Genomic DNA, 12852 nt, shown 5'->3' with positions numbered 1-12852 from the left:
AGTCCTAACGAAAGAGCCCCTATCTCCCGAGTGGAGATAGGGGCTTTTTCGCTTCGATGCCTCATGCTGGTAGAGGCTGATAGCTATCCTGTCTTAGGTTAGGCTAAGGTCGAGGGCGGAGTCTCGATAGGCGCATAGTCCTTGGTTAGTAGTTCCCAGCTCAGTCGAAGCCAGATAAGTGTCGGGGCAAGAGCCTTGAGTGCATAGGGTAGGATATAGGCTTCACGCAGGCTACGGGGGAAGAGATCCGAAGGAGAAAGACTACTGAGGACAAAGGCGATGATCAGGAGCGCCAGATCCCAGCCCGATCTCTTCCACGGGCTCGTCGTGTACCATAGGGTTATACCTGCAAAGGGGATGATATAGGTGCTCGACTCACTTCCTGTGCTGAAGAGGACGACGAAGAGGAGCACCGAACTCAAGATCGCATAGCGGAAGGCGAGATGTCTATACTGTCCAATGCGCAGGTAGGGTAGAGCGAAGAGTACCATCCCTGGAAGGATAACCCAAAGATCGGAATAGTCTGCTAGACCCGTCATCTTACGGATCATACCCAGCAGGGAGATATTCTGCATGAGTGAGAAGGTATTGGCTCCGTTCTTGACACCGAGTCTACCGAACCACTCCACATACTGCCCGATGACATACTCTGGGCTACTGATGATCATGGGAGCTACGAAGCACACCACAGACCAGCCTATGAGGGCGAGGATGAAGCGTGGCTTACGCTTGACGAAGAAGAAGAAAGCAAGCCCCACGATCCCATAGAGCTTGACAAACGTCCCTAGGACGATGAGGAAGGCGGCGGTGATCTCCCGTCCTCGCTCGACAGCGGCAAACGTGCCGATGATGATCGCTGCGATAGCGATGTTGAACTGCTGCATCTGTAGTGCAGTCAGTAGTTCATGAGCACAGAACCAATAGAGGAAGATCTGTCGCCCCTCGGCAAGTGGTAGCTTGCGCACAGCATAGTACATCCCTAGTGCTAGGGCTACAAGCCATAGAAGGAGACCAAGAGCGTCAGGTACTAGGGCAAAGGGCGCAATGACGAGGCTGAAGACGGGCCCGTAGTAATTGTGGTCATTGTACTCCTGAGGATAGGGAGCATATAGCGATACCCCTTGGAGTGTATGCCAGAAGACACCTCGGAAGATGAGGAAGTTATTGTGTCGATGGGGAGCGATCTTCGTGAGCCCAGCTAGGAGTGCCACCAGTGTCCATAGCGCAAAGGTGGTGCGAGGGCTAGTGAAGAAAGGCTTACGGAAGAAGCTCTGGAGCTTGGTGCAAAGGTCTAGGAAAGGCTGAGCCTTAGTCATGATGCTTCAGGTGTGTGGCTATATGGTAGCGAGGACGATCCTTGACCTCGATGTAAATCTTCCCGATGTACTGACCGACGACCCCGAGGGAGAGTAGAAGCATACTGCCGATGAACCACAGAGACAGCATCAGCGAAGCCCAGCCTGGTACAGCCAGATGTTCGATATAGGAGATCAGCACATAGACAGCCATACAGATGCTGATGAGCAGGCAGAAGAAGCCCATCCCTACGATCCAGCTGATGGGGCGGGTCGTGAATGAGGTGATCCCATCGACAGCGAGGAAGAGGAGCTTGTGGTAGTTGTACTTTGATTCCCCAGCTACACGCTCTCGTATGATATCATCCACCGTAGTCGAAGGGTAGCCCAGCATCGGGATGATGCCTCGTAGATAGAGGTTACGCTCAGGGTATCTAGAGAGTGCCTCTAGCGCTCGCCGACTCATTAGACGGAAGTTGGTATGGTTGTAGACCATACGTATGCCCATCGACTGCTGTAGGCGGTAGAAGGCTTGTGCTGTGGTGCGCTTGAGGAAGGGATCTGCCTCACGTGACTTCTTGACCCCATAGACGATGTCGTAGCCTTCGAGGTAGCGATCGATCATCTCTTCGATAGCTGCTAGATCATCCTGGAGGTCGGCATCGATAGAGACTACGACATCAGCTTCGTCCTTCGCTGCCATGAGCCCCGCCATCACGGCTAGCTCACTACCTACATTGCCTGCTAGGCAGAGCCCATCGATGAAGGTATTCTCTTGGTGTAGCCCTTCGATCATCTCCCACGTGCGGTCACGACTTCCGTCATTGACATAGAGGACGTGACTCGTGGGGAGGATCTTATGGTTGGAGATAAGGTGCTCCAGAAGCTGCGTCAGCTCGCGGGCTGAATAAGCAAGGATCGCCTCCTCGTTGTAGCACGGGGAGACGATCACTAGTCTAGGTATGGGGTTAGAGGTCATGTGATGACTAAAGGAGAGAAAAAGGGGGATCTAAGTGGAATTACTTGATCGAGTAGGTAGCGCTGACGGTGATGCTAGCCGTCTTCATCTTAGAGGTGGTGTTGAAGGAGCCCCCCCAGCTGTAGTCTTCATCGCTATTGAGCCCGACGATCTGGAAGACACCCATGTTGGAGCGATCCAGCTTGCCTAGGCTACTCTTGCTACCCTCTGCGATGACACCAGCACGATTGTAGGCATCTTCGGAGGCTTCCTTGAGCATCTCGATCTTGAGATCGTTGAGCTTCGTGTAGTAGTAGCGAGGAGAGCCAGACTCGATCTCAATGCCCTTGTTGATGAGCTCAGAGATCTGACGAGAGACAGCTTCGATCGCATCGATGTTGTTGGAGGTGATCGTGACCGTCTGTGTCAGAGAGTAGCCCTTGAAGCGATAGAAGGTGCGCTCTACAGTCGAGTCATAGTAGCTCTCATTCTCACGGGAGATGCTGACACTGCTGTAGGAGATAGCGTCGCTAGGGATGTTCTTCCCATTGAGGAAGGCGGAGACAGCTTGCTGCTTTTCCTTGAGCTCAGAGTAGGCGCTAGGTAGGTTAGCTGATTCAGCAGTGAAGCTTGCAGACCAGACGATCAGGTCAGACTGGAAGTTGCGCTCGGCCTTACCTGTCACTGTGATCGTCTTGGCGCCTTTGCTACGGAAGTCTCTCAGCCCACCTGCGAGGATGAGGACAGAGGCTACTAGAGCTACAGCCGCTACTAGGCTGATGTACAGAGCTGACTTGTTGATGTTCATAGAAGTGATGTTTTATGTGTGAAAGGATTAGGAAATAATGTCTGCAAACTCAGAGTAAGTAATGAAGCTTGCTCCTTCACTCTTGAATGAGGTGATCCAGCGGTCTAATCGCTCGATCATCCCCCGTCCAGCGTGATTGCGTACGATGAAGGGGAGACCGAACTCGGGATGCTCATTCAGCTCGTAGAACTCCCACGGATGGAAGTAGGTCACGAGATAGCCATCGTGACGGAGCGTACGACGGCAGAGCCAGCGGTAAAGGAAGAAGGGGAGATTGTGGCAGGAGAGCCAGAAAAGGGGAAAGCGTACCCAAGGGGTTACCGAGGCTGGGATTTGTAATACCCCGTCCTGCATGAAATGGGTACGGGGTGTCCCTAGGTGCATGTAGCGCCCTGGGATGAAGGTGGGGTTGAGGGAAGTGTTGTAGGTGTAGCCTGCCTTAGCGACCTCTGCTTCGGAGACGGGCATCATACGAGCCATACGATAGCCTCTGATGGTCTGTCCTGTCTGAGCCTCTAGTGCATCCTTCGACTTCTTCAGGTCAGCGACCTCGAAGGAGGAATGGTAGAAGCCATGCGAAGCCAATTCGTGCCCCTCCGAGATGAGTCGCTGGATGACCTCTGGGGCACGCTGTGCAAAGTTCGCTGTGGAGAAGAATGTCGCACGTACCCCCTGAGCCTTGAGGACATCAAGGATCGCATGTGTACCCTCTACAGAGATACGTATCTGCTCCTCCATGGGAAGGTCTACCCCATGCTCACAGGGTACATCGAACTCCTCGATGTCGAAGCTCAGTAGGATATGCTGCTGTCGAGCTGTCATACTAGGTGAGGGTAGAGGGAGACGGAAGGGGGCTACTTGAAGAGGGTAGAGAGGCGACGGATAGACTGTTCGACGGGAGCACCTTCGTAGAGGATCTCGTAGATGGTGCGGCAGATGGGCATGTTCACTTGATAGCGAAGGTTGATCAAGTGGATGCACTTTGCGGCATAGTAGCCTTCTGCTACCATGTTCATCTCCATCTGTGCGGCACGTACGCTGTAGCCCTTACCGATCATATTCCCGAAGGTGCGGTTACGGCTGAAGCTGGAGTAAGCGGTGACGAGGAGGTCTCCGAGATAGACGGACTCGGTGACATCTCGACTGACGAGATGGACGGTGCTCACGAAGTTGCTCATCTCCGCAATAGCATTGGAGATGAGGACAGACTGGAAGTTGTCACCGAGGTTCAGCCCATGACAGATACCCGCTGCGATGGCGTAGATATTCTTCAGGACTGCAGAGTACTCGATGCCGACGACATCTCGGCTCACGGCGCAGTGGACGAAGTCATTGCTGAAGAGCTCTTCGCTGAGGACCTTAGCCTTCCCCATATCGAAGCACCCTACGGTGAGGTAGGATACACGATCCTTGGCGATCTCCTCGGCATGGCAAGGGCCAGCGATGACGGCGATTTGTCCGGGGCGTAGCTCCTTGTACTCCTGCAGGTAATCGGAGATCAGGACGTTCTCCTCGGGTACCATCCCCTTGATCGCATTGATGATGAGCTTCGGGCGGATGACGGAGTTACGGACACGCTTGAGGTAGTAGCGGATATAGGGGGACGGAGTCGCAAGGATCACGGTGTCGCACGAACGGAAGAAGTCATTGACATCCGAGTCGGTGAAGAACGTGATCTTCGACAAGTCGAAGGTGACAGAGGTAAGGTAGCTAGGATTATGTTTCAGGCGAGTGAACTCCTTGACATGATTCGTCGTGCGGAGCAACCAGTTGAGATGAGGCTGCTTCGTCAGGACGATCTTTGCCAGGGCTGTAGCCCAGCTTCCTCCGCCGAGGATACCTACACGTCCGGGGATGCTAGAGGTCTGTTCTGACATGATACTTTTCGTTGCTTTTAGGCAGTCTCTTGGGGGAGAGGCTGTCTAGGAGGAAGGGGAACTACTACCCCTAAGTTTCATTTGACCTCCCCGCAGCTCATGCACCCTCAGTGGCGCATGAGCTATGGGGTAGGGTTTAGTTGCTACCTTCGGTCCAAGCCGTGACAGTCTCGAGGCTGATAGGCTGGAGGTCAAGCTGGTACTTCTTCTTGATATCCTGTAGCTGCTGGAGGAGTCGTCCTGGCTTCTCCTCGGCTCTTACAGCATCGAGGGTCAGATAACCAGCCTTGTGAAGTACGGGTACCCATTCTTCTGGGATGCCAGCAGAGACGAAGACTTCCTTCTTGTCTCGTGGGGCTACCTTCTCGGGGCGCATCTGAGGAAAGAGGAGTACTTCTTGGATGCTTTCCTGACCCGTCAGGAGCATCACGAGGCGGTCCATCCCGATACCCATCCCACTGGTGGGGGGCATGCCATACTCGAGGGCACGTAGGAAGTCGTGGTCGATGAACATCGCTTCATCGTCTCCCTTCTCACTGAGACGAAGCTGATCTTCGAAGCGTGCACGCTGGTCGATGGGGTCATTGAGCTCAGAGTAAGCATTAGCTATTTCCTTACCATTGACCATGAGCTCGAAGCGCTCGGTAAGGCGAGGGTTGGTACGGTGCTCCTTCGTTAGAGGAGACATCTCCTTAGGATAGTCGGTGATGAAGGTAGGCTGGATATAGGTGCCTTCGCACTTCTCGCCGAAGATCTCATCGATCATCTTACCTACACCCATCGTCTCATCGGCCTCGATGCCGAGCTGCTTGCAGGTAGCACGTAGCTCCTCTTCGTTCATCTGGCTGATGTCGATACCCGTGTGTTCCTTGATGGCATCGAGCATCGTGATACGCTTGAATGGAGCCTTGAAGTCGATCTCCTTGTCACCGACACGTACCTTAGTAGTACCGAGTACTTGGAGGCAGATGAACTCAAGTAGCTGCTCCGTGAAGGCCATCATCCAGTTGTAGTCCTTGTAGGAGACATAGATCTCCATAGCGGTGAACTCTGGGTTGTGCGTGCGGTCCATCCCTTCGTTACGGAAGTTACGGCTGAACTCGTACACACCCTCGAAGCCTCCGACAATGAGACGCTTCAGGTAGAGCTCATTGGCGATACGCAGGTAGAGGGGGATATCTAGAGCGTTGTGGTGGGTGATGAAGGGGCGAGCTGCTGCTCCACCAGGGATGGGCTGCAGGACGGGGGTATCTACCTCGATGTAGCCTCGCTCATTGAAGAACTGGCGCATGGCGTTGAAGATCTTCGTACGCTTGAGGAAGATCTCCTTGACGTGGCTATTGACTACGAGGTCTACATAGCGCTGACGGAAGCGGAGCTCGGGGTCGGTGAAGCTGTCGAAGGTCTGCCCATCCTTCTCCTTGACTACGGGAAGAGGGCGAAGAGCCTTCGAAAGGAATGTAAGTGAGTGAGCATGTACGGAGATCTCGCCCATCTTGGTACGGAAGACTTCCCCTTCGATGCCGATGAAGTCCCCGATGTCCATGAGCTTCTTCACCACGCTATTGTAGAGCTCCTTGTCCTCGGTGGGGCAGAGCTCATCTCGGGTGATGTAGATCTGGATACGTCCGGTAGAGTCTTGTAGCTCTAGGAAGGATGCTTTACCCATGATGCGGCGTCCCATGACACGCCCTGCTACGCGGACGTGGCGACGAGGAGCGTCATCCTGGAAGGTATCTAGGATCTCTTGGGCATAAGCCGTGACTTCGTACTCGTCTGCGGGGTAGGGATTGATGCCTAGGGCACGGAGCTCCTCCAGGCTACGGCGACGGAAGATCTCCTGTTCGCTCAGCTCTAAGATATTCATGCTATACTATAATGCTGTCTGTCTATTTACACTAATGTACACAAAGATACGGCATTTCTACGATAGGTAGGGTAGGAGGCTTATCCCGCTTGGACTCTAAGGACGGGGCTGGGGGTGTCCTAAGGAACAGGCCTAGCTGGCAGGAGATAGATTGGGCTCGTAGCTCCATGCCTATAATAAGGAGAAAAGGGAAGATGCTCACCCGAGGAGGTGAGCATCTTCCCTTTTACTATTAAGTGGCGCTGATAAGCGGAGCTTTATCGAGCGATAAGGAGGTAGTAGTTCTTCTTGCCTCGCTGGACGAGGAGGTAGCGATCGGCGATGAGCTGAGCTGTGGTGACCAGATCATCGGGAGAAGCAACCTTCTCCTTGTCGATGCTGAGGCCTCCAGCGGCGACGAGCTTACGAAGTTCCCCCTTGGAGGGTAGGACAGCTGCCTCTTCCGTTAGGAGGTCGACGACCTTGACACCAGACTCAAGCTTCTCCTTGGAGATCTCGAACTGAGGTACACCCTCGAAGACGGCTAGGAGCGTAGCCTCATCCAGCGACTGGAGCTGCTCCTTCGTCCCCTGACCAAAGAGGATGCCAGAGGCCGCTACTGCTGCCTCATAGTTGTCTCGACCATGGACGAGGACGGTGATCTCTTCGGCGAGGCGCTTCTGCAGAGGACGGAGGTGTGGCGCTGCGGCCTGCTCTTCCTCTAGGCGAGCGATCTCCTCCTGGGTGAGGGTGGTGAAGATCTTGGTGTAGCGAGCTGCGTCAGCGTCATTGACGTTGAGCCAGAACTGATAGAAGGCGTAGGGGCTGGTGCGTGCTGGGTCGAGCCAGACGTTGCCACTCTCGGTCTTACCGAACTTACCTCCGTCAGCCTTGGTGATCAGTGGGCAGACCAGAGCATAAGCTTCGCCTCCCTCCATACGGCGGATGAGTTCGGTGCCGGTGGTGATGTTGCCCCACTGGTCGGACCCCCCCATCTGCAGGCGGCAGCCGTAGTTGCGGTAGAGGTATAGATAATCGTAGCCTTGGAGGAGCTGATAGCTGAATTCAGTGAAGGACATCCCGTTGGAGTTCTCCCCGTTGAGACGCTTCTTGACCGAATCCTTCGCCATCATATAGTTGACGGTGATGTGCTTACCGATGTCACGGATGAAGCCTAAGAAGCTATAGTCCTTCATCCAATCATAGTTGTTTACGAGGACCGCAGCATTGGGAGCATCGCTCTCGAAGTCTAGGAACTTAGAGAGCTGCTTCTTGATGCACTCCTGATTGTGACGTAGAGTGGCTTCGTCGAGTAGATTGCGCTCGGCAGACTTCATTGATGGGTCTCCGATCATCCCCGTGGCTCCGCCGATGAGGGCGATGGGACGGTGACCAGCGAGCTGGAAGTGACGAAGCATCATCACCCCTACGAGGTGCCCAATGTGCAGTGAGTCCGCCGTGGGGTCGATCCCTAGATAAGCCGAAGAGCGCTCCTTCTGTAGCTGCTCTTCTGTGCCTGGGATCATGTCGTGGATCATCCCACGCCAGCGCAGCTCTTCAATAAAATTGGTCATTTCTTTTCCTTGAGCTAGATGATTATCTATAGTAAAAACACTGCAAAGGTAGTGAAACAATGTAGAAGAGCCCAGCTCTAGAGTCAAGGAGCGTCGGATGATGGTGCCTCACATTTCTGTGGAGGCTTCCTCTGGTATCATCTTCGCTTCTAGGGGATCTTTGCAGGGAGAAGTTAGAGGAGGGAAAGGTCTCTTCTATGCTGGGGGAGTTTAGTACCCCATTCATGGGTCACATCGATGACCCATGAATGGGTCGTGCTGGTGCCCCATCATGGGGGACTGAGGGGATCTATGAATGGGTTCCTTAGAGCCCCATGAGACGGGAGCTGGTAGAGCGGGCTGTCGAGGGAGCTTGGTGTGTCTTGTTTGCTCCAGCTTTGCTCGGTCTAAGGAGAAGGAGTAGGCGAGCGAAGGGCTTTCTTCGGCTTGGATTGTGCGGTCCTATCTGGTACAGACCTTATTCTCTGATAGATAAAGCTAGGGGGCAAGCCATGTCAGTGAGAAGTAGTAATTTTGGGGGCTAATTTGGTGTCTTCTATCCCTCCTTGAGGAGCCTTGAATGGGACGAAAGGAGATACCATAGACAGAGTAAAGAGAGTTTTAAGAATACGGATCACCTAGCGATATGGGCAAAGTCATAGCATTAGCTAACCAAAAGGGAGGTGTGGGGAAGACCACCACAGCGATCAATCTAGCGGCCTCCTTGGCCTCGCTGGAGAAGCGTGTACTCCTAGTGGATACCGACCCTCAGGCCAATGCCTCTTCGGGGATCGGGATCGATGCTTCGCAGCTGGGTAAGACGATCTATGAGTGTCTGTGTGCAGGCTTGCCAGCTCGTGAGGCGATCACTAAGACCGTCGTCGATGGGCTAGATATCCTGCCCTCCCATATTGACCTAGCGGGAGCAGACCTAGAGCTTCTGGAGCGGGAGCGAAGGGAGTATATCCTGCGCTCGGTGCTCGAGCCTGTGGTCGATGCCTACGACTACATCCTCATCGACTGCTCTCCATCACTTGGCTTGATCACGGTCAATGCCCTCGTGGCGGCTCACTCCGTGCTCATCCCCGTGCAGTGCGAGTACTTCGCCCTAGAGGGGATCTCTAAGCTCCTGAATACCATCCGTATTGTCCGCCAGCGGCTCAACTCTCAGCTGGAGATCGAGGGCTTCCTAATGACCATGTATGATAGCCGTACGAGGCTCAATAATCAGATCTACGAAGAGGTCAAGGAGCACTTCAAGAGTTTGGTCTTCGAGACCGTCATCCAGCGCAATGTCAAGCTGGGTGAAGCCCCCAGCCATGGTCTGCCAGCTCTGCTCTACGATGCCGATAGCCGTGGAGCGATCAATCACCTACAGCTAGCCTCTGAGCTGATCAACAAGAATAAGTAGATGACAAAGTCAAAGAATAAGAATGTCCTAGGACGAGGTCTGGGTAATCTCCTTGGCGCTCCTACCGAAGAGCCTCTCTTAGGGGCTGCCTCTATCCAGGAACTACCGATAGATAAGATCATCCCCAATAAAGACCAGCCTCGCAAACTCTTCGATGACGAGAGTCTAGAGGAGCTCGCTGCGTCACTCCGCTCTCTAGGGCTTGTGCAGCCCATCACCGTGCAGGCGCTCCCCTCGGGTCAATACATGATCATCTCGGGCGAACGACGCTGGCGTGCAGCTGCTCTAGCAGGTCTCCAGACGCTACCTGCCTACATCCGTACCACCACCGAGGATGAAGTCCTAGAGCTTGCCCTCATCGAGAATATCCAGCGTGAGGATCTCAATGCCATCGAGGTGGCTCTAGCCTACCAGCAGATCCTTGACCTCCATCACCTCAAGCAGGAGGAGCTGGCAGCCCGTGTAGGGAAGAAGCGAGCTACTGTATCCAACTACCTACGTCTACTTCGCCTCCCTGCGGAGATCCAGCTCGGCCTCACCCAGCGACTCATCGACATGGGGCATGCTCGTGCCCTGCTTCAGGTCGAGGATACCGAGCGTCAGATCGAGCTCTACAACCTGATCCTCTCCGAGCACCTCAGCGTGCGAGCTGTCGAGGAGCTGGCTCGTGCCATTGCCGATCAGCCCTCGGGGGATGAGTCCACTGCTACTCCCGACAAGCCACGACGCTCAGCCGAGCGCAAGGACTTCCGTCTTCTGGAGCAGCACCTCTCTCAGGTCTTCTCCTCCAGTGTCACCCTCAGATGTTCCGCTTCGGGTAAGGGTAAACTCACGATCCCCTTCTCAAGTGATGAAGAGCTGGAGCGTATCATGCAGCTTCTGGAGCGTGTCCAGCACTAATCTCGATCTATTCCTCTAGTTCGCCTCAATAGTCACTCTCGTGCGTTCGATCTACATCTTCTTGCTCCTTCTCTTCCTCGCACCCTTGACTCCCGTCTGGGGGCAGGAGTCTCCATCTTCACCTCAGGAGAAGAGCCTCTTGATCGGAGCTCAGGATACGACCGAGCTTCATTCGTCGACTGCTCCGAGCTTCCGTGAACAAGCTCTGAAGATCCATGATCAGGTGAACTGGCAACCCAACTCGAGCAAAGCTCTCCTCTGGGCTCTTCTCCCCGGTGGAGGACAGATATACAACCGCAAGTACTGGAAGCTACCCATCGTCTGGGGTGCCTTCGTGACCTGCTACTACTCGGTGACGTGGAATCATCGTCAGTACCAAGAGTACCACGCCGCCTATCGTGACCTCTCAAGCGAAGACCCCTCGAAGAATACCTCTTGGCTGGCCTTCGCTCCTGCAGGGGCTAAGGCCGAAGACTATAAGACCTACCAGTCTACCCTCAAGTCCACCCTCAAGCGAGGCAATGACTTCTACCGTCGCTATCGTGACCTCAGTATCCTAGCCAGTGTCCTCGTCTACGGACTCTCTATACTCGATGCCTATGTCGATGCTGAGCTCTACACCTTCGATATTAGCCCCGATCTCTCTCTGCGTGTAGCTCCCGAGGTGGGGCTACCCAAGCTCGGTATCCCCTCTTACCAATTAGGGGTCAACTGTAGCCTCACCTTCTAATCGCTACGATAGATGAAGCTTCTCATCAAGCTCCTCTCCATCACCGCTCTCTTCCTCCTAAGTGCGAGTACCCTGCCCGCTCAGGTCGATAGTGTGAAGCGTGTGGATAGACCTACTTCTCCCTTTACCTTGGCCTCGGCTCTGCTCGACCCCATCACCCTGCCTGCCTCCCTGGATAAGGATGTAGAGCGCATGCTGGAGCAGTGGTATTCGGGCTATGGCAACTCTACTGGCGGACGCCAGCAGTCAGGGCGCTACTCCTCAGTGTCCATACCCTATACCCCTGATAGCACATATATCCGTATGCTCAATAGGATGCCATCGGCTATGCGCTTCAGCTACAACCCCCTCGTCCGTGAGGCCATCGAGCTCTACCTCTTCAAGCGTCGTGGACTGCTGAGCTCCATGCTCTCACTCTCCGACCTCTATTTCCCAGAGATCGAGATGACCCTCGATAAGAGCGGGCTTCCTATGGAGCTACGCTATCTGGTCATCGTCGAGTCTGCACTCAACCCCAAAGCCATTTCTCCTGCAGGTGCTGCAGGTCTATGGCAACTCATGCTCCCCACGGGTAAGATCTATGGCCTCACCGTCAATAGCCTCGTCGATGAGCGTATGGATCCCGTCAAGAGTACCGAGGCTGCTTGTCGCTTCCTCAAGGACCTCTATCGGATCTACGGGGACTGGTGGCTAGTCTTAGCCGCCTATAACTGCGGACCAGGGAACGTCAATCGTGCTCTCAAGCGCACGGGTACCGATCGACCTAACTTCTGGGAGATCTATCGCTACCTGCCCAATGAGACGAGACGCTACATCCCGCTCTTCATCGGGGCTTACTTTGCGATGCACTACCATAGAGAGTATGGGATCTATCCCCGACAGCTCGGCCGTCCCTTGGCTACCGACTACTATACAGCCAATCATCGTGTCTCCTTCGAGCGCATCGCAGAGATCACAGGACTGACGACGGAGCTTATCTCGACCTTCAACCCTCAGTTCCGTCGTGGCATCGTCCCAGGCAATACCACTCCTTATCCCGTACGTCTCCCGCTCTCTGCTATCTTGAAGCTCGACAGTGCAGGCTCCGAGGTGTATTCTCCAGAGCTACGTGTGAACTTCGATGGTCCTGCGTCTGTCGCGTCCTCCCGCTCTACGGTACGAGGCAAGGATCAGCAAGAGGCCCAAGAGGAGTCTGCTGAGGAGGAAGACACCAAGCCCTCTACTCGTCGAGGCAAGCGCACTGCAGAGCGTCACAGCACCAGTACTCATGCAGTCACTTCGGGAGAGACGCTCTACTCCCTAGCCCATAAGTATGGGACTACGGTCGAGGAGCTGAGGAAGAACAATAACCTCAGCACGGACAAGCTTAGTGTTGGTCAGAAGATCAAGATCACTAAGCCTAGCAAGGCTACTAAGTCCTCCTCACGATCGGCTAAGTCGACCAAGAAGGGTAAGAAGAGACGTAGATAATACG

Annotated in this window: 11 protein-coding genes; 4 read left to right on the top strand and 7 right to left on the bottom strand. The window is 54.3% G+C overall.

The features are described 5' to 3' along the window. Nucleotides 1-98: 98 nt before the first annotated feature. From Q0336_RS07795 to tyrS, 7 genes are all read right to left on the bottom strand, one after another. Nucleotides 99-1316, bottom strand: coding sequence for a glycosyltransferase family 87 protein (locus Q0336_RS07795; protein ID WP_298527440.1), 1218 nt, complete (start codon nt 1314-1316; stop codon nt 99-101). Beyond that, nucleotides 1309-2259 carry a glycosyltransferase family 2 protein gene (locus Q0336_RS07790; RefSeq protein WP_298527758.1) on the bottom strand — a complete coding sequence of 317 codons (951 nt, stop codon included), beginning with the start codon at nt 2257-2259 and terminating at the stop codon, nt 1309-1311. Before Q0336_RS07790 ends, Q0336_RS07795 begins: the two co-directional genes overlap by 8 nt. Before the next feature lie 55 nt (nt 2260-2314). Then, nucleotides 2315-3061, bottom strand: a complete 747-nt coding sequence (locus Q0336_RS07785; RefSeq protein ID WP_298527437.1) for an SIMPL domain-containing protein — start codon at nt 3059-3061, stop codon at nt 2315-2317. Between the two features lie 27 nt (nt 3062-3088). Next, nucleotides 3089-3883 (bottom strand): polysaccharide deacetylase family protein, encoded by a 795-nt coding sequence (locus tag Q0336_RS07780; RefSeq protein WP_298527434.1) that lies wholly within the window; start codon nt 3881-3883, stop codon nt 3089-3091. 32 nt (nt 3884-3915) lie between these two features. After that, nucleotides 3916-4938: an NAD(P)H-dependent glycerol-3-phosphate dehydrogenase gene (locus tag Q0336_RS07775; RefSeq protein ID WP_298527431.1), complete on the bottom strand. Its 1023-nt coding sequence runs from the start codon at nt 4936-4938 to the stop codon at nt 3916-3918. A gap of 136 nt (nt 4939-5074) precedes the next feature. Then, on the bottom strand, nt 5075-6805 hold the full coding sequence (gene lysS / locus Q0336_RS07770) for a lysine--tRNA ligase (RefSeq protein ID WP_298527428.1): 1731 nt from the start codon (nt 6803-6805) through the stop codon (nt 5075-5077). 257 nt (nt 6806-7062) lie between these two features. Continuing rightward, complete coding sequence (tyrS, locus tag Q0336_RS07765) at nt 7063-8358, bottom strand: tyrosine--tRNA ligase (protein WP_298527425.1); 1296 nt, start codon at nt 8356-8358, stop codon at nt 7063-7065. Between the two features lie 625 nt (nt 8359-8983). Here tyrS and Q0336_RS07760 point away from each other — a divergent pair. Genes Q0336_RS07760 through Q0336_RS07745 form a run of 4 tightly spaced genes read left to right on the top strand, consistent with a single transcriptional unit; the run spans nt 8984 to nt 12848 of the window. After that, nucleotides 8984-9748 carry an AAA family ATPase gene (locus Q0336_RS07760; protein ID WP_298527422.1) on the top strand — a complete coding sequence of 255 codons (765 nt, stop codon included), beginning with the start codon at nt 8984-8986 and terminating at the stop codon, nt 9746-9748. Beyond that, nucleotides 9749-10648, top strand: coding sequence for a ParB/RepB/Spo0J family partition protein (locus Q0336_RS07755; protein ID WP_298527420.1), 900 nt, complete (start codon nt 9749-9751; stop codon nt 10646-10648). 40 nt (nt 10649-10688) lie between these two features. Continuing rightward, nucleotides 10689-11378, top strand: coding sequence for a DUF5683 domain-containing protein (locus Q0336_RS07750; protein ID WP_298527418.1), 690 nt, complete (start codon nt 10689-10691; stop codon nt 11376-11378). Nucleotides 11379-11390: 12 nt separating this feature from the next. Further along, nucleotides 11391-12848 carry a lytic transglycosylase domain-containing protein gene (locus Q0336_RS07745; protein WP_298527415.1) on the top strand — a complete coding sequence of 486 codons (1458 nt, stop codon included), beginning with the start codon at nt 11391-11393 and terminating at the stop codon, nt 12846-12848. The last annotated feature ends 4 nt before the right edge of the window (nt 12849-12852 follow it).

Source organism: uncultured Porphyromonas sp. (assembly GCF_938039215.1).
Taxonomy (GTDB): Bacteria; Bacteroidota; Bacteroidia; order Bacteroidales; family Porphyromonadaceae; genus Porphyromonas.
Note: the sequence above shows the minus strand (reverse complement) of the source record. Positions and strands in the feature narration are given on the sequence as shown.

What these genes read in the sequence shown, in the direction of transcription:
- tyrS (WP_298527425.1), bottom strand. Translation starts at nt 8,358, where the DNA reads ATGACCAATTTTATTGAAGAGCTGCGCTGGCGTGGGATGATCCACGAC.
- Q0336_RS07775 (WP_298527431.1), bottom strand. Translation starts at nt 4,938, where the DNA reads ATGTCAGAACAGACCTCTAGCATCCCCGGACGTGTAGGTATCCTCGGC.
- Q0336_RS07760 (WP_298527422.1), top strand. Translation starts at nt 8,984, where the DNA reads ATGGGCAAAGTCATAGCATTAGCTAACCAAAAGGGAGGTGTGGGGAAG.
- Q0336_RS07745 (WP_298527415.1), top strand. Translation starts at nt 11,391, where the DNA reads ATGAAGCTTCTCATCAAGCTCCTCTCCATCACCGCTCTCTTCCTCCTA.
- Q0336_RS07785 (WP_298527437.1), bottom strand. Translation starts at nt 3,061, where the DNA reads ATGAACATCAACAAGTCAGCTCTGTACATCAGCCTAGTAGCGGCTGTA.
- Q0336_RS07780 (WP_298527434.1), bottom strand. Translation starts at nt 3,883, where the DNA reads ATGACAGCTCGACAGCAGCATATCCTACTGAGCTTCGACATCGAGGAG.
- Q0336_RS07795 (WP_298527440.1), bottom strand. Translation starts at nt 1,316, where the DNA reads ATGACTAAGGCTCAGCCTTTCCTAGACCTTTGCACCAAGCTCCAGAGC.
- Q0336_RS07755 (WP_298527420.1), top strand. Translation starts at nt 9,749, where the DNA reads ATGACAAAGTCAAAGAATAAGAATGTCCTAGGACGAGGTCTGGGTAAT.
- lysS (WP_298527428.1), bottom strand. Translation starts at nt 6,805, where the DNA reads ATGAATATCTTAGAGCTGAGCGAACAGGAGATCTTCCGTCGCCGTAGC.